At 29.7% G+C, this 17960-nt stretch carries 15 protein-coding genes; 12 read left to right on the plus strand and 3 right to left on the minus strand.

Annotated features, from left to right (window positions below):
* The 5 genes from Q0762_RS03525 to Q0762_RS03545 all read left to right on the plus strand — a co-directional run bounded on the left by Q0762_RS03525 (nt 1) and on the right by Q0762_RS03545 (nt 4092).
* Nucleotides 1–783 (plus strand): MBL fold metallo-hydrolase, encoded by a 783-nt coding sequence (locus Q0762_RS03525; protein ID WP_298763624.1) that lies wholly within the window; start codon nt 1–3, stop codon nt 781–783.
* Between the two features lie 116 nt (nt 784–899).
* On the plus strand, nt 900–1244 hold the full coding sequence (locus Q0762_RS03530) for a hypothetical protein (protein WP_298763627.1): 345 nt from the start codon (nt 900–902) through the stop codon (nt 1242–1244).
* Nucleotides 1245–2051, plus strand: coding sequence for a cell envelope biogenesis protein OmpA (locus Q0762_RS03535; protein WP_298763630.1), 807 nt, complete (start codon nt 1245–1247; stop codon nt 2049–2051). It abuts the gene before it with no gap.
* Between the two features lie 16 nt (nt 2052–2067).
* Nucleotides 2068–2553 carry a Rab family GTPase gene (locus Q0762_RS03540; RefSeq protein WP_298763633.1) on the plus strand — a complete coding sequence of 162 codons (486 nt, stop codon included), beginning with the start codon at nt 2068–2070 and terminating at the stop codon, nt 2551–2553.
* 6 nt (nt 2554–2559) lie between these two features.
* The gene (locus Q0762_RS03545) at nt 2560–4092 is read left to right on the plus strand and encodes an ATP-binding protein (RefSeq protein WP_298763636.1); all 1533 of its coding nucleotides are present in this window, start codon (nt 2560–2562) and stop codon (nt 4090–4092) included.
* On the opposite strand, the gene Q0762_RS03550 is transcribed toward Q0762_RS03545, so the two are convergent.
* A complete protein-coding gene (locus Q0762_RS03550) occupies nt 4089–5258 on the minus strand; it encodes an MFS transporter (protein ID WP_298763638.1) in 1170 nt (389 codons plus the stop codon). The genes Q0762_RS03545 and Q0762_RS03550 overlap by 4 nt on opposite strands.
* An 83-nt stretch (nt 5259–5341) precedes the next feature.
* On the opposite strand from Q0762_RS03550, the gene Q0762_RS03555 reads away from it, so the two are divergent.
* Nucleotides 5342–6196, plus strand: coding sequence for a hydroxymethylglutaryl-CoA lyase (locus Q0762_RS03555; RefSeq protein ID WP_298763640.1), 855 nt, complete (start codon nt 5342–5344; stop codon nt 6194–6196).
* A gap of 12 nt (nt 6197–6208) precedes the next feature.
* On the opposite strand, the gene Q0762_RS03560 is transcribed toward Q0762_RS03555, so the two are convergent.
* A complete protein-coding gene (locus tag Q0762_RS03560) occupies nt 6209–7144 on the minus strand; it encodes an alpha/beta hydrolase (RefSeq protein ID WP_298763643.1) in 936 nt (311 codons plus the stop codon).
* A gap of 209 nt (nt 7145–7353) precedes the next feature.
* Between Q0762_RS03560 and Q0762_RS03565 the strand changes: the two genes are divergently transcribed.
* The 6 genes from Q0762_RS03565 to guaB all read left to right on the plus strand — a co-directional run bounded on the left by Q0762_RS03565 (nt 7354) and on the right by guaB (nt 15889).
* Nucleotides 7354–8538 carry a DUF4856 domain-containing protein gene (locus tag Q0762_RS03565; RefSeq protein ID WP_298763646.1) on the plus strand — a complete coding sequence of 395 codons (1185 nt, stop codon included), beginning with the start codon at nt 7354–7356 and terminating at the stop codon, nt 8536–8538.
* 30 nt (nt 8539–8568) lie between these two features.
* Entirely contained in the window at nt 8569–9654 is a 1086-nt protein-coding gene (locus Q0762_RS03570) for an imelysin family protein (protein ID WP_298763649.1), read from the plus strand.
* Nucleotides 9655–9695: 41 nt separating this feature from the next.
* Complete coding sequence (locus tag Q0762_RS03575) at nt 9696–11108, plus strand: HTTM domain-containing protein (protein ID WP_298763652.1); 1413 nt, start codon at nt 9696–9698, stop codon at nt 11106–11108.
* Between the two features lie 3 nt (nt 11109–11111).
* Nucleotides 11112–13529 (plus strand): TonB-dependent receptor, encoded by a 2418-nt coding sequence (locus Q0762_RS03580; RefSeq protein WP_298763654.1) that lies wholly within the window; start codon nt 11112–11114, stop codon nt 13527–13529.
* A 96-nt stretch (nt 13530–13625) separates the two neighbouring features.
* Complete coding sequence (locus Q0762_RS03585) at nt 13626–14348, plus strand: hypothetical protein (RefSeq protein ID WP_298763656.1); 723 nt, start codon at nt 13626–13628, stop codon at nt 14346–14348.
* Nucleotides 14349–14413: 65 nt separating this feature from the next.
* Nucleotides 14414–15889, plus strand: coding sequence for an IMP dehydrogenase (gene guaB / locus Q0762_RS03590; RefSeq protein WP_298763658.1), 1476 nt, complete (start codon nt 14414–14416; stop codon nt 15887–15889).
* Between the two features lie 75 nt (nt 15890–15964).
* Here guaB and uvrB read toward each other — a convergent pair whose 3' ends face one another.
* Nucleotides 15965–17953 (minus strand): excinuclease ABC subunit UvrB, encoded by a 1989-nt coding sequence (gene uvrB, locus Q0762_RS03595; RefSeq protein ID WP_298763661.1) that lies wholly within the window; start codon nt 17951–17953, stop codon nt 15965–15967.
* Between the last annotated feature and the right edge of the window lie 7 nt (nt 17954–17960).

Below are 17960 nucleotides of genomic sequence, written 5' to 3' on the forward strand. Positions count from 1 at the left end.
ATGAAAATTGATAAAAAACTGTTAAAACTTACTTTTTTAGGTACAGGCACATCTCAAGGAATACCTATGATTGCTAGTAAAGATCCTGTATGTTTGTCTACAGATTTAAAAGACAAGCGTTTGCGGTCTTCAGTTTTAATTTCTTACAATGAAAAGAATTATGTTATAGATTGTGGACCAGATTTTAGGCAACAAATGCTTAGAGAACATATAGATTTGGTAAACGGTGTTTTATTTACACATGAACATGCAGACCATACAGCTGGTTTAGATGATTTAAGACCTTATTGTTATAAAATTGGAGAAATGCCAATTTTTTTAAATGATAGAACATTGCAAAGTTTAGAACAACGTTTTCAATATATATTTTCTAAAGAAAACAGGTATCCAGGTGCACCAAGTGTACAACCTAATATTGTAGAAAACGTTCCTTTTTTAATTGATGATTTAGAAGTGATTCCTATACAAGTACAACATGGTAATTTACCTATTTTAGGCTACCGAATAAAAGGAGTTGCTTATTTAACAGATTTAAAAACAATAGATAAGTTAGAAAAGGAAAAACTTAAAAATTTAGATGTTTTAGTAGTAAATGCTTTAAGAATTCAAGAACATCCTACCCATTTTAACTTGCAAGAAGCTTTAGATTTTGTGGCAGAAATTAAACCTAAAAAAGCTTATTTTACACATATTAGTCATAAACTTGGTTTTCATAAAGAAGTTTCTAAAATACTACCTAAAAATGTGTTTTTAGCTTTTGATGGCTTAAAAATAGAAATCTAAATTTTAACAAAATAAATTTTAGTGTATATTTGTTTATAATGCAAGCATTTAATTTAATTAGGTTTGCGTTACATTAATCGCATAACCAAATAAAATTTATTTAAAAATAGTATAACATGTCCGACAAAAAGAATCCTGAAGAAGATAAACAGCAAGTAGATAGCAGAATTGCGGCCGTAAGAGATCTAATCTTTGGAGAAAATATTCAACAATATAACACTGAATTTGAAGATGTTTTTAATAGAATTAAAGCATTAGAAGATAATACAGAGAAAAAAATAAGTAATTCTGTAACGGATTTAGAAAACAAATTAGCCGATTTAGAAAGTTTAATGGAGCATAAAATAGCCGATTTAAATGACGATTTGGATAAAAAAATTGCTGATTTAGAGGATGAAAAGACAGATCGTAGAAAATTAGGTAAAGCTTTAGAAAAGATTGCACAAATGTTGCAAGAATAGATGAAAGAAAAAACTGTAAATACTGTTAAAGACAATCGTTTTGAGCTCTTAAAAGAATTGCTTTTAGAAGACGATAGAGAAAAATTTACAGCACTTAGCGAAGAAATAGTTCAAAGAGAAAAACTATCAAAAAAAGTAAATCCGCTTATAGATAGTAAAATAAATGATCTTCGCCAAAATTTTCCAGAATATTTTGGAAGTACAATAACAGAAACTATAAAGACTCAAATTAGAGATTCTCAGGACGAAGTTGTAGATGCTTTATACCCAATTATGGGTAAACTAATTAAAAAAGCAATTGTTAGTGAAATTACAAAACTGTCTGAAAGAATTAACAAAACCATTTCAGAAAAGTTTTCTGTAAAACAAATGTTTAGACGTTTTATAAAAGGGAAAAACACAGATGCAGAAGATGTTTTACAAGAAGTATTTGAAGCCAGTATAGAACAAGTTTTTATTATTGAAAAAGATTCTGGTTTGCTTTCTGGTAGTTATTCTAAGGGAGATATTGCAGATAAAGATATGGTTTCTGGAATGTTAACAGCTATTAAATCTTTTGCAGAAGATGCGTTCTCTAAAGAAAATCAGAATTTAGAAGACATCAAGTTTGATAATTTTCAGTTGACCATAAAAAATTTTAAAACCATTTACATTGCTATTGCCACTTCTGGCGTTTTAACTACAGATTTTAAAGAAAACTTAGCAGATAATACCAATAATTTAGCAGAAATTATTCTTAGAGAACGTAAATATTTAGAAGATGAAACAAAGTTAAATGTAATGATTGAAAGACATTTAATAGCTTAAAAATAGAATATTACAAATGATAGCTAAAAAAGTTTTATTGGTTGGTAATTTTGGAGTTGGTAAAACTTCTTTAATTCGCCGTTTTGTTTTAAATGAATTTTCCGAAGACTATATAAGTACCATTGGAGTTAGAGTAAGCTCTAAAATTGTTTCTTATCAGAATAAAGATATAAAACTTTTAATATGGGATGTAGCAGGTACAAGCGAAGATGAAAAAATACCAAAAGCTTATTTTTTAGGAGCAAGTGCAGCAATGTATGTTTTTGATTTAAGCAGGGAAGAAACCTATAATAATATAGAAGCGTTTTTAGATTCTATAAAACAATTATCCAACCTAAAAGAAGTTACCATTGTAGGAAATAAAAAAGATTTATTAACAGCAGAAGAGTTAAAAACAGTAACAAATGCCATTACTGTACCAATTGATTTAGTTACAAGTGCTAAAGAAAATGATAATGTAGCAGACGCATTTTTACAATTAGCATCACAAGCCATAAAATAAAGTATTTTGATACCTAAGAATATTGCATCTATTTTTATACAAATTACAACTCAGTTTTCTGGGGAAATAATAAGTATAGATGCAGGTAATTTAGTTAAAGAAGAATTCAAAATACAAGATTCTATATATAAAGTTTGCCCTTTTTTATTGGGTACCTTAGAGGCTTTAGAAAAAAATACACCGTTTTTATTAGAAGGCATGCTTATTGTTGCAAAAAATAAAGAATATAATGTAGATATAGAGTTGCTTAAGCAAGCAAATGCTGTAACTGTTTTAATACATAACAGAACAAGCGTTTATAAGTTTGTAGATCAACTAAACCAAAATAGAAACGATCTATTTTTTTTGAAAAGAGAAATAGACCAGAAAAATAAAGAATTAGAGGAACTTAGAAAAATTGCAGACAAAGCTAACGAACAAAAAACCCGTTTTTTAGCAATGATGAGCCATGAAGTTAGAAACCCACTAAACGTTATTTTAGGATATTCTAAAATGATTTCTGAAGAAGATATCAATGTAAAAGTTAAAGAATACAGCAAACTCTTATCACTTTCTGGAGAACATTTAAAAGTTATTGTAAATGATATTTTAGATTTATCTAGAATCGAAGCCGGTAAATTAAGCTTAGAAAACAAACCAATACAAATTGCAGATATTGTAAAAAATTGTTTTGAAAACTATAACTATCAAAATAAAAACGATAATGTTTGCTTATCTTTTAGCAACCATAAAAACTTACCAGAATGGGTTTTAGGAGATGATGTTCGTTTAAACCAAGTGCTTTCTAATTTACTTTCTAACGCTTTAAAATTTACGGAAAAAGGAGAAATTAAAATAGAGGCAAAAGTAGTTCAGGAAACCGAAGAAGAAGTTCATATTGGGTTTTTAGTTGCTGATTCTGGAAGAGGAATGACAGAAAAACAGGCTTCTAAGATATTTGATGAGTACACACAAAACAAAAAAAGCGATAATAGAGTTTTTGGAGGAGCTGGTTTAGGTTTGTCTATCGTAAAACGACTTTTAAAAGCTATGAATGGTAAAATAACCGTAAATAGCGAACTAAATGTTGGAACCACTTTTACAGTAACCATACCTTTTTTAAAAGTGAAAAGTGATAATTATAACAATAAAGAGATTGTTATAAACGATATACCTAAAGAAATTGAATTAGAAGGAAAACGTATTTTGGTTGCAGATGATGATTTTTTAAACCAAACCATAGTTGCACACATTTTAAAGAAAGAAAAAGTAAATTTTACCCTCGTAAAAGATGGTTTAGAGGCTTTTAATATGTTAAAAAAAGAAGTTTTTGATCTGGTGTTATTAGACATACACATGCCAAATATCACAGGAGAACAATTGGTACAAAAAAAGCAAGAATTTTTTAATAATAACAAAACAATTCCTTTTTTAGCCTTAACCGCAAACACCACAAAAGAAGATTTAGAACGTTACAAAAATATTGGTTTTAAGTCTGTTATTGGTAAGCCATACACACCTGCCCAATTTACTAAAATCATTAAAACAGCTTTAAATTAAGCTTTACTTTTACGTAAAGCAATTAAACCCAAAACAGGGCCTATTGCAAGAAACACAAATATATAGATTTCTGAAAGTTGCATTTTTAAATAACCAATTAGTTGTATGCTAATTATGGTAATAGAAAATCCTAAACAATTTACTATAGTTAAGGCAGTACCTCTATCTTTTTCAGGTGCATTTTTAGCCACTAGAGTAGACAGTAAAGGAGAATCTGCAATAACAACCATGCCCCAAAAAAGTAAAAATAAAACAAAAATAATTTCATTTTTTATGCTAAAAAATAATGGTGAGATTAAACAGCAAAAACAAGATAACAATAATATATAAAATGCCGTTTTTTTAGTGCCGTATTTTTTAGCAATAAAACTACCAAAAACACAAGCTAAGCTACCAATACCAATTATTAAAAAAGATAATAATGGTATGTTAAAATTTGTTATTTGTTGTTTATTGCTATAAATTTCTAAAATTATGGGTACAAACGCCCAAAAAGCATAAAGCTCCCACATGTGCCCAAAATAACCAAATGCCGCTTTTTTAAAGTTGATGTTTTTAAAGACATCGAAACAAACAGACAAATTTAATTTTTTTGCTTTTTTTCTATAAGGACCATTAGGTACTAATAAAAACATTAAAAAACCTCCAAAAATTGATAGACTAGAAGTAGTAATTACTATAGTTTGCCAGCTAAAATTGGTAAATAAATCTTTTAATAAATGTGGCAACGCAGTGCCCAAAACCAAAGCACCTACTAAAAAACCCAAAGAGGTGCCTAAACCTTCTTTAAAATAATCGGTAGCAATTTTCATTCCAACAGGATAAATTCCTGCTAAGAAAAAACCAGTAAAAAAACGTAATATCAATAATGTAATTATAGTTTGGTTGTGAAATGTAATACCAAAATTGAATAAAGCACCTAATAAAGCACATATAAAAAACACTTTAGATGGCGAAAAACGATCTGCAATTGTAAATAATGCAAAACTTAAAGTACCACTTATAAAACCAAATTGCACAGCTACAGTAAGGTGTGCTAAATCTGTACTTTTTAAATTATAAGAAGCTATTAAATCATTAATTATTCCGTTTCCTGCAAACCAAAGAGAGGTGCAAAAAAATTGTGCAATAACTATAGTTAGTAAAATTAATTTTGGCTGTTTCATTGGTCACGTAAAAGTATTGAAAAGTAGAGAATAAACAATTTTAATTTTTTAAGAAATCCGTTTGTTTGGTTATCTTTGAAATAATGAAGAATATAAAAATCATAGAATGTCCTAGAGATGCAATGCAAGGAATAAAAACACACTTTATTGCTACAGAAAAAAAAGCATTGTATATCAATTCGTTATTAAAAGTAGGTTTTGATACTATAGATTTTGGCAGTTTCGTTTCGCCTAAGGCAATACCACAAATGAGAGATACTGCAGCAGTTTTAAGTAAGTTAGATTTATCTAGCACTCAAAGTAAACTGTTAGCTATTATTGCTAATGTAAGAGGTGCAAATGATGCCTCTCAATTTGAAGAGATTGATTATTTAGGATATCCATTTTCAATTTCAGAAAATTTTCAAATGCGTAATACGCACAAAACAATTGCAGAGTCTGTAAAAACTTTAGATGAAATTTTAAATATTGCTAGTAAAAGTAACAAGCAAGTAGTTACCTATTTATCTATGGGTTTTGGAAATCCTTATGGAGATCCTTGGAATGTTGATATTGTTGGTAATTGGACAGAAAAACTGGCTCAAATGGGTGTAAAAATTGTGTCACTTTCAGACACTATTGGTAATTCTACGCCAGAGGTTATTAATTATTTGTTTTCAAACTTAATTCCACAATACACAAACATAGAATTTGGCGCGCACTTGCATACCACGCCAGATAAATGGTTCGAAAAAGTAGATGCCGCTTTTAAAGCAGGTTGTTTACGTTTTGATGGTGCTATAAAGGGTTATGGCGGTTGCCCAATGGCAAAAGATGAATTAACAGGGAATATGCCAACAGAAAAATTATTGTCTTATTTTACTGCACAAAAGGCAAATACCAATTTAAAACCAATGAGTTTTGAGAGTGCATATAATAAAGCGTTAGAGGTTTTTTAAAAATTTTGGAACTTACTCCTTTAAAAAATCGACTATAATTTTATTAATTTCTTTCGGTTTTTCCTCTTGTATAAAATGTTTTGCTTCAATAATATGAATGTTTTCGTCTTTTATTTTTAGCGCTTTTATTAACTTATTTTTCTGTGGATTAATTTGCAGCATTTTATCATATTTTCCCCAAATTAATACAACAGGTAGGTTTAAGCTTGTGATAAGGTTACTATAATCTGGCAGCGCATTGCAGGTTTTGCTAAAAAAATAATACATTGCTTTTGTTTTTCCTTCTCTTAAAGGTATTTTGTAACCTTCAATTTCATTTTCTGTAAGATTATTTTCCATTAATCCACTTTTAAATAAACCATTTAACAATAGGTTAGTGGTAATTCCATTTCTATACATCCACATACTTGTTTTCGCAAAAAAACCTCTTTTCATTCTAATTGGTGGCTTAAAACCCTCTTCATAAATTATAGTATTCAATAAAATTAATTTTTCTATTCTTTTTTTATCCTGTTTCAATAGCTCCCAAGTCCATAAACCTCCTGCATCATGCGTTATATGAGTCCAAGTATTTATTTTTAAACCATTCATTAATTCTAGAATTCTTTTGCCATGATTATGCGCATTGTAAAGATCATAACCATCAGGATTATCACTATTACCAAACCCTAACATATCTGGCGCAATAACTCTAAATCCTTCAGCAACTAATTCATCAATCATTTTTCTATAGAGCCAAGAAGAAGAGGGTACACCGTGTAAAAGTAAAATTACGTTGCCTTTCCCTTTGTCTATATATTTTATATTTCCATCAGAAGATAAAAAAGATTTCTGGTTTTCTTTAAAACTAGCATAAGTAAGAGCAGTAGTATTAAGACTTGTTTTAGCCGATTTACAACTTGTAAAACTCATTACAATAATTAATATGTAGAAAAACTTAGTTCTCATAAAAAAACATTTAAAATTTATTAAGAACTTAAAAATAGGTTTTAAAAAAGAGTTTTGCGCAATATTCTTAGAAAAATTTAGAAATAGGAACTTTTATAGCCGTTTTAAATTTTTATTTTAATTTATTCTAAATAAGGTTTGATTAATTAAAGTTGTGTTGTATATTTGCCAAAAAACAAATAAATTATCTATAATTAATCTAAATAAAAATGAGAAAAGTAATTCTTTCCTTAGCAATTGTATCAACAATTATTTCGTGTACCAAAGATGAAGAAATTAATACAGTAGCACCTGCAACTTACAGTTTTGAGAGAAATGGAGAAACTACCGTTAATTTTAGTGGACAAACTACTAGAATACAAATGGCAGACGAGTTTGCAGCCGCTTTAAATAAACCAGAAACAGAAACAGTTGCTTCCTTAAATGCTAAATTTTCACACACGGCAGGAGAACAAAATTTTTCTAGTTTAGAGTTAAACGCGTCTTCTAAAAATGTGAGAAGTAAAGTAGCAGCTTCTATAGATTATTTTTCTGCAAATACAACAGATGCAGCTATTATAAGGGCAGATTTTGATGCGTGGATAGAAGGACAAGTAAATGAGGTATATCCAAATTGGAACCAAGATGCAGCAAAAGGAGTTGCAGGACAATTGCAAGAAGCTGGTGGTGGGCCAATTAGATGGATAAACGCAAAAGGTTTAGAGTATGACCAAGCCATTGTAAAAGGTTTAATTGGTGGTTTAATGGTAGATCAAATACTTAATAATTATTTAAGTACAAGTGTTTTAGATGAAGCTAGTAATATTGCAGATAATAATGGTAATGTTACGTTAAATGGTGAAAATTATACTTCTATGGAGCATTTTTGGGATGAAGCTTTTGGTTATTTATATGGCAAAGAACCAGATGCAACAGCGCCTGTTTTAAATGTAGATCAATATTTAAATAAATACGTAAATCGTTTAAATAACGATACAGATTTTGATAGCATGCCACAAGAAATTTATGATGCGTTTAAATTAGGAAGAGCTGCCATCGTAGCAAAAGATTACAATACTAGAGACGAGCAAGCAAATATTCTTAGAGAAAAAATTTCTGAATTAATAGGTATTAGAGCCGTTTATTATTTACAGCAAGCAAAAAACACTTTGGCAAATGACAAAGCATCTGCTTTTCATGATTTATCTGAAGGTTTTGGATTTATTTATAGCTTACAATTTACAAGACAACCCAACACAGCAATACCTTACTTTACTAAAACAGAAGTAGATGGTTTTTTAAGCACTTTAATGCAAGGTGATGGTTTCTGGGATATTACTAATGAAACTTTAGATGAAATGTCTGCTACAATTGCAGCTAAATTTAAGTTTACTGTAGCACAAGCTGGTAGTTAATTTTATTTTTAATTAAAAAAAACGTTACAAATGTTTAAAAAAATTTCAATTCTTTTTCTTTCTGTTTCCATTTTTGTTGGATGTAATTCTTCTGAAGAACCAGAACCTACAGTTACAGATAATTTTGATAGGCAAGCCATGTTAACCAATATTACAGATAATATTATACTACCTGCTTACGAAGATTTTAGTACAAAAATGAATGCTTTAAAATCTGATGGGACAACATTTGCGAGCACTCCAACCTTAACTAACCTAGAAAATTTAAGAACTTCTTGGTTAGTTGCCTATAAATCTTGGCAACATATAGAAATGTTTAATTTAGGGAAGGCAGAAGAACTGGAGTATTCTTTTTACATGAATATTTACCCATTAACGGTTTCTGATGTTGAAAACAATATAGCAACTGGAAGTTATGATTTAAACAGTTCAAATAATCACGATGCACAAGGTTTTCCTGCTTTAGATTATTTATTATTTGGAGTTGCAGATTCAGATACAGCAATACTTGCAAAGTATGAATCAACACCAAACGGAAATAACTATGCTAAATATTTATTAGATGTATTAAGCCAGATGAATACGTTAACAGAACAAGTAGTTTTAGATTTTAAATCTAATAGAGATTCTTTTGTTACAAGTACTGCTAATACTGCCACAAGTAATGTAAATAAACTAATAAACGATTATATTTTTTATTACGAAAAAGGCTTAAGAGCTGGTAAATTTGGCATACCTGCAGGTATTTTTTCTAGCACACCTTTACCAGAAAAAGTAGAAGGTTATTACAGTAAAATTTATTCTAAAGATTTAGCACTAGAAGCTTTGTCTGCAGTAAAAATAATTTTTAAAGGTGATTCAAATACTACAAGTTTTGCACAATATTTAGAAGCCTTAAATAGAGGAGATTTAGCATCAAGCATAAAAAACCAATTTGAACTTGCTAATACTCAAATTAATACACTTAATGTAAACTTTTCTGAACAAGTAAATACTGATAATTCTGCAATGTTAAAATCTTATGACGAACTGCAAAAAGCAGTAATTCTACTCAAACTAGATATGTTGCAAGCCTTAAACGTAAGTGTAGATTACAGAGATTCAGATGGAGATTAATATAAAAAACACCCAATTTATTTAAATAAGTTGGGTTTTTTATGAAGAAAAAACTATTAAAATACAACTTTAAAGAACAAACAAACGCTGCTCCTTTAGCAGTATTTCGTTTGTTTTTTGGGTTGATGATGTTTGCGAGTATTATTCGTTTTTGGGCAAATGGTTGGATAGAAAAATTATATTTAGCACCAGAATTTCATTTTTCTTATTATGGTTTTGAGTGGATAAAACCATTGGGGAATTACACATATCTATTATTTTTAATTTGTGGTTTAGCTGCTATTTTTGTAGCAATTGGATTTAAATATAGAATCGCAATAATTACCTTTTTTCTATCATTTACGTATATAGAATTAATGGACAAAACCACCTATTTAAATCATTATTACTTTATTAGTATTTTAAGTTTTTTAATGATTTTTTTACCCGCAAACGCAACTTTTTCTGTAGACAATTTCATCAACAAAAAACAATATAAAAATGTACCAAAATGGACAATTGATAGTATAAAATTACTCTTAGCAATTGTTTATTTTTATGCAGGTTTGGCAAAATTAAACTCAGATTGGTTGTTAAGAGCACAACCTTTAAAAATTTGGTTGCCTTCTAAATACGATTTACCTTTTATTGGAGAAAACTTATTACAACAAAACTGGTTTCACTTTGCCATGAGTTGGTCTGGTATGTTGTATGATTTGGCAATACCTTTTTTACTACTGTATAAAAGAACTCGTTTTTTAGCCTTTCTTGTGGTTATTTTCTTTCATGTTTTTACTAGAGTTTTGTTTCCAATTGGCATGTTTCCTTATATAATGATTGTTTCTGCACTTATCTTTTTTGATGCCAAATTGCATTTGAAAATTATTCATTTTATTAAAAAATATATCTTAAAAGGCAATTTAAAAACCACTATTTTTTCTAACAGAATTGCAGCAAACACAAACATAAAATCAGTAGAAAATTATAATTTTTCTAGAAATAAAAGAAAAATATTTGTGCCAATTTTTACCTTATTTTTTGCAATTCAGCTTTTACTTCCTTGGCGTTACTTGTTGTATCCTGGAGAATTATTTTGGACAGAAGAAGGTTATCGTTTTTCTTGGAGAGTTATGTTAATGGAAAAAGCAGGAAGCACCAATTTTAAAATTAAAAATTTAGAAACCGGTAATTATTTTATGGTAAATAATAGCGATTTCTTAACTTCTTTTCAAGAAAAACAAATGAGTTTTCAGCCCGATTTTATCTTAGAATATGCGCATTTTTTAGGAGATCATTTTACAAAACAAGGCCATAAAAATGTAGCTGTTTTTGCAGAAAGTTATGTGGCACTTAATGGCAGATTAAGTACAAGATTTGTGAATAATACTGTAGATTTGTACAAAATTAAAAGAACCTTTAAACATAAAGAATGGATCGTTCCGTTTCAATCAGAAATAAAAATAAAAGGCATTTAAAACATGAAAAATAAAATTATTATTGCCTTTTTTTTGTGCTTTCAAGCTGCAATTTATAGTCAATATAAAATTACTGGTTTTGTAGTTTCTGAAACCAATAAACCAATAAATAAGGTTCAAATTTACGACGAAAATGGCGGTTTATTAGGTCAAACAGGTGTTTTAGGTAAGTTTAGCTTTTCAACTTCAAAAAAAGAAATTCCTTTAATTTTTTATGTCGAAAACTATCGCTTAAAAAATGTGTATGTTCAATTAAAAGCATATGCCAATTTAAAGGTTACTTTATCTTATTTCTCTGAAAATTTAAGCGAAATTCAATTAAAAGCAAGAAAAGAAAAGGTTTTTGAGTTAAAACGTTTGAAAGATGTAGAAGGCACAGCAATTTTTGCAGGAAAAAAGACAGAAGTTGTTTTGGTAAATCAATCTGCAGCAAATTTAGCTTCTAATAATGCAAGACAAATTTACAACCAAATTGCAGGTTTAAATATTTTTCAGAATGATGATGCTGGTTTGCAATTAAATATTGGTGGTAGAGGTTTAGATCCCAATAGAACTGCTAATTTTAATACGCGTCAAAATGGTTATGATATTAGTGCAGACGTTTTAGGATATCCAGAAAGTTACTACACACCAGCAAGCGAAGGTTTAGATGAAATACAAATTGTTAGAGGCGCAGCATCTTTACAATATGGTACTCAGTTTGGTGGGCTCATTAATTTTATCACTAAAAAACCAAGTACAAAACCTTTAGAAGTTATTACTAGAAATACAGCAGGTAGTTTTGGTTTGTTTACAAATTTTACTAGTGTTAGTGGTACTAAAGGAAAGTTTTCTTACTATTCTTACTTCAACTATAAAAAAGGAAACGGTTTTAGACCCAACTCTAATTTTGAGTCTAAAAATGCATTTGCACATTTGGCATACAAACCCAATGATAAAAATACGTTTTCTGCAGAAATTACGTATTTAGATTATTTGGCGCAACAAGCAGGAGGTTTAACAGATAGAACTTTTAATGAAAACGCTTTGCAAAGTAACAGAGCAAGAAATTGGTTTCAGGTAGATTGGTTTTTATATAATTTAAAATGGGAATATCAACTTACGCAAAACACTAATTTTTCTTTTAATTTCTTCGGATTAGAGGCGTCTAGAAAAGCGGTAGGTTTTAGAAATAGAAGAGTAGATTTACCAGATCCAGGTGGCGCAAGAGAATTATTAATTGGTAATTTTAGTAATTTTGGTTTTGAAGCTAGAGTTTTAAAAAAATACGTTATCGCCAATAAAAAAGCCACTTTTTTAGTTGGTTCTAAGTTTTATAAAGCAAATAATAGCGATTTTCAAGGACCAGGTTCTGCAGATGCAGATGCTAATTTTTCTTCTGCAATAAATGATTTTCCAGATTATAGAATACAAGGAGATTTTAGAAATCCCAATTTAAATTTGGCTTTTTTTGGAGAAAATATATTTTATATTTCAGATAAATTATCGGTAACTCCAGGAGCAAGAGTAGAGTATATAAAGACAGCAAGTAATGGTTTAGGAATTATTACCAACCAAGATGCTGCAGGAAACCCAATAGGAAGTATAGAAAATTTTGTAGATGATGTTAAAGAACGTTCTTTTGTTTTATTAGGCATTGGTACTAGTTACAAAAAGAATACTTCTTTAGAATTTTATGGCAATATTTCTCAAAATTATAGATCTATTACTTTTTCAGATTTAAATATAATCAATCCGTCTAATGCTGTTGATGTAAATTTAGAAGATGAAAACGGTTTTTCTACAGATATTGGAGTTAGAGGAAATTGGAATAATTTTTTATCTTATGATGTAAATTTATTTGGTCTTTTTTACAAGAACAGAATTGGTTTTTTGTTTACTGAAATTCCGCCAGTAAATAATTTAGGGCAACTTAGAACCAATATTGGTGATGCAAGAATTTTAGGTTTAGAATCTGTTTTTGATTTTAATTTAAAGAAAGTTTTACAAATGAATAATGATTTTGTCTTGAATTATTTTATAAATACTTCTTTTATAAATTCTGAATATACACAAGCAATTACCAATGGTATTTTAGGGAAACAAGTGGAATTTGTACCCAATATAAATTTAAAAACAGGACTTAAATTTGGCTATAAAAATTTTAGCACAAGCTTGCAATACACCTATTTATCTAGCCAGTTTACAGATGCACAAAACTCTGGTTCTGGAGATATAAGTGGTATTGTAGGAGAAATACCTGCTTATTCTATTGCAGATTTTTCTATTGCATACAAATATAAATTTGCAAAATTAGAAGGTGGCGCAAATAATTTTTTGAATACCAAATACTTTACAAGAAGAGCAACAGGTTACCCAGGACCAGGTATTATACCTTCTGCACCAAGAAATTATTATGTAGGTTTAGAAGTGAAATTATAACAATTATTATTTAAAATCATTTCAAATAGTTAAAATTCTTTACATGATTTTGAAAAAAAGCATTTCTATTATATCTTAGTGGTAAAATTAGAAAACATGTTACAACCAATTGATATTCAGCAAAAACTAATAGAAATTAGAAGCAAACAAACCAATTCTAATAACACTTTATCTTGGGTACAATCTATCTTTGATGAGATTGATGTGCAACAAAATTCGGTTTTAGAAAGACTTTCTAAATCACCAATACAGAGAAATTTAAATTCTTTTAATATTGATAAAGTTTCTTCAGACGCTATTTTTCATATTTCTCAGATAGAAAAAATATGTGTAGATTATCGTTTACGATTCTTAGATACAAAATATTTTAAAGGAGATTATCCACAAGAAGTAATCTCTAAAATAAATGCTATAGAGAAAGAACACAATACTGTTTTAGACGGTTTTAAAATCATAGCACCTTCTAAATTATTTACTTTAAATGAAGCAGATGATCCATTATTATTTGCTCCAATGGGAAATGGATACTACTATTTGATACACAAATGGGGTACAGATTTACATCCTTTAAGAAAAGCAAAGTTTTGGGCTATTAAAAATGTAGAAAATTTACTTATTGCAGTTTTACTTGCCAGTATTTTAGGTACAGTTGTAACTAAAAATTTGTTTTATGGAGACATGTCTAACTTTGGCGAACTGGCAATTTTATTCTTATTTTTTGTAAAGGGAATTATTGGTATGTTTTTCTTTTATGGCGTGGCTTCTGGTAAAAACTTTAGTGCTTATTGTTGGACTAGTAAGTACAATAAAATATCTTAACTATTTATTTACTTCTAACTCAATTAATAATTGTAAATTTGCACGCAATTAGACTTTAATTGCACATGACAGCACACGAAAATAAAATTTTAGGAGAAGGACTAACATACGATGACGTTTTATTAGTACCCGCTTTTTCTGAAGTACTTCCAAGAGAAGTTAGCATTCAAACAAAATTTACAAGAAATATTACCATTAATGTACCAATTGCTTCTGCAGCAATGGATACTGTAACAGAATCTGCCTTAGCTATTGCAATTGCAAGAGAAGGTGGTATTGGTGTTTTACACAAAAATATGACAATTGAGCAACAAGCTCAGGAAGTTAGAAAAGTAAAACGTGCAGAGTCCGGTATGATTTTAGATCCTGTAACTTTACCTTTAACAGCAACAGTTTTAGATGCCAAAGCAAATATGCGAGAGCATGGTATTGGAGGAATACCTATTGTTGATGATAAAGGAATTTTAAAAGGAATTGTTACCAACAGAGATTTACGTTTTGAACACGATAGCAAAAGACCAATAGTAGAAGTTATGACAAGTGAAAACTTGGTAACTGCTGCTGTAGGAACTTCTTTAAAAGATGCAGAGTTAATTCTTCAGCAACATAAAATAGAAAAACTTTTAATTATTGATGATCATAATATTTTAAAAGGCTTAATTACATTTAGAGATATTACCAAGGTTACACAGAAACCAATTGCAAATAAAGATTCATTTGGTAGATTAAGAGTTGCAGCTGCGTTAGGCGTAACTTCAGATGCTGCAGATAGGGCAGAAGCACTAGTTAATGCAGGCGTAGATGCTGTAATTATAGATACAGCTCATGGCCATACAAAAGGTGTGGTAACTGTTTTAAAACAAGTAAAAGCTAAATTTCCAGAATTAGATGTTGTTGTAGGAAATATTGCCACTGCAAGTGCTGCAAAATATTTAGTTGAAGCAGGTGCAGATGCTGTAAAAGTTGGTATTGGACCAGGTTCTATTTGTACAACCAGAGTAGTTGCAGGAGTTGGTTTTCCTCAGTTTTCAGCGGTTTTAGAAGTTGCAGCTGCTATAAAAGGTAGTGGAGTTCCTGTAATTGCAGATGGTGGAATTAGATATACAGGAGACATACCAAAAGCAATTGCAGCTGGTGCAGATTCTGTAATGTTAGGTTCTCTTTTAGCTGGAACAAAAGAATCTCCAGGAGAAACAATTATTTACGAAGGAAGAAAATTCAAATCTTATCGTGGTATGGGATCTGTGGAAGCTATGAAACAAGGTTCTAAAGACAGGTATTTCCAAGATGTAGAAGCAGATATTAAAAAATTAGTACCAGAAGGTATTGTAGGTAGAGTACCTTATAAAGGAGATCTTTTTGAAAGTATACATCAATTTATTGGTGGTTTACGCGCAGGAATGGGCTATTGTGGTGCAAAAGATGTGGCTACATTAAAAGAAACTGGGCAATTTGTTAGAATTACCGCAAGCGGAATTAATGAAAGTCACCCACATGATGTTGCAATTACTAAAGAATCTCCTAATTATAGTAGAAGATAGTCTTTTATAAAAATAGATATTTAAAAGCTCAAGATTTAGTTCTTGAGCTTTTTTTTTTTGATAAAATTTAAATGTTTAAACACTTTCTTTTAAAACTGCAATTTCATCTCTTAATTTTGCAGCTTCAATAAAATCTAAAGATTTTGCGGCAGCTTCCATTTTTTTACGTGTATCTCTTATGCGTTTTTCAATTTCTTCTTTTGGTAAATATTGCAAATCTTGTTCTGCTGCTACTTGTTTCGCATTGTCGTAATGATAACTAGAAACTGCAGATTTTGTTAAAGTATCTTCTATTTTTTTGTTGATTTGCGTTGGTGTAATATTATGTTTTGTATTGTAGGCTATCTGTTTTTCTCTTCTACGATCTGTTTCATCCATGGTTTTTTGCATGCTATCTGTAACTTTATCTGCATACATTATAGCCAAACCATTTACATTTCTTGCAGCTCTACCTACAGTTTGTGTTAACGATTTTACATTTCTTAAAAAACCTTCTTTATCTGCATCTAAAATAGCAACTAAAGATACTTCTGGTAAATCTAAACCTTCTCGTAATAAGTTTACACCAATTAAAACATCAAACAAACCTTTACGCAAATCTTGCATAATTTCTACACGTTCTAAAGTATCAACATCAGAATGAATGTATCTACAACGAATATTTACTCTTGTAAGATATTTGGTTAATTCTTCTGCCATTCTTTTGGTAAGTGTTGTAGCCAAAGTTCTTTCATCTTTTTCTACACGCAATTGAATTTCTTCAATTAAATCATCTATTTGATTCAAACTAGGTCTTACTTCAATTGGTGGATCTAACAAACCTGTGGGCCTAATTACCTGTTCTACAAAAACACCTTCTGTTTTTTGTAATTCATAATCTGCGGGAGTTGCAGAAACAAAAATGGTTTGATTTTGGATAACTTCAAATTCATCGAACTTTAAAGGTCTATTGTCCATTGCTGCAGGTAAACGAAAACCGTATTCTACTAAATTTTCTTTTCTACTTCTATCTCCACCATACATAGCATGTGTTTGTGGCACTGTTACATGGCTTTCATCAATCACCATTAAGTAATCATTTGGAAAATAATCTAACAAACAGAAAGGCCTTGTACCAGGTTCTCTGCCATCTAAATATCTCGAATAATTTTCAATACCAGAACAATAACCCAATTCACGTATCATTTCTAAATCGAATTCTGTACGTTCTTTTATTCGTTTTGCTTCTAAATGTTTGCCAATTTCATTGAAAAAATCTACCTGTTTCATCATATCTTCTTGAATCTGATGAATTGCATTTTGTAAAACATCAGGAGAAGTTACAAACAAGTTTGCGGGATAAATGTGTAATTCTTCAAAAGTGTTTATAATGGCATTGCTCTCTAAATCGAACAATTCTATTTCTTCAATTTCATCACCAAAAAAGTGAACTCTATAGCCATTATCTCCATAAGATGGGTAAATGGTAACTACATCTCCTTTTACTTTAAATGTACCGCTTTTAATTTCATGTTCTGTTCTAGAATATAAACTTTGCACCAATTGATGCAAAAACTTCGTTCTAGAAATTAGTTGCCCAACTTCAATAGGAATTACGTTTTTCTTAAATTCTGTAGGATTTCCAATACCATACAAACAAGAAACAGAGGCAACCACCAAAACATCTCTTCTGCCAGAAAGTAGGGAAGAGGTTGTGCTTAATCGCAAACGTTCAATATCTTCATTAATAGATAAATCTTTTTCTATATACGTTCCTGTAACTGGTATATAGGCTTCTGGTTGGTAGTAATCATAATAAGAAACAAAATACTCAACCGCATTTTCTGGAAAAAACTTTTTAAATTCTGAATATAATTGTGCTGCTAAGGTTTTATTATGTGCCAAAACCAAGGTTGGCTTTTTTACATTTTTAACCACGTTAGCAACAGTAAAAGTTTTACCAGAACCAGTAACTCCTAATAAGGTTTGGTATTTTTCTCCACTATTTATTGCTTCAGAGAGTTCTTTAATAGCTTGGGGTTGATCTCCAGTTGGAGAAAATTCAGATACAAGTTTAAAATTCATACTGTAA

Origin of the sequence: uncultured Polaribacter sp. (assembly GCF_947495205.1) — a bacterium.
In the GTDB taxonomy this organism is placed as follows: Bacteria; Bacteroidota; Bacteroidia; order Flavobacteriales; family Flavobacteriaceae; genus Polaribacter.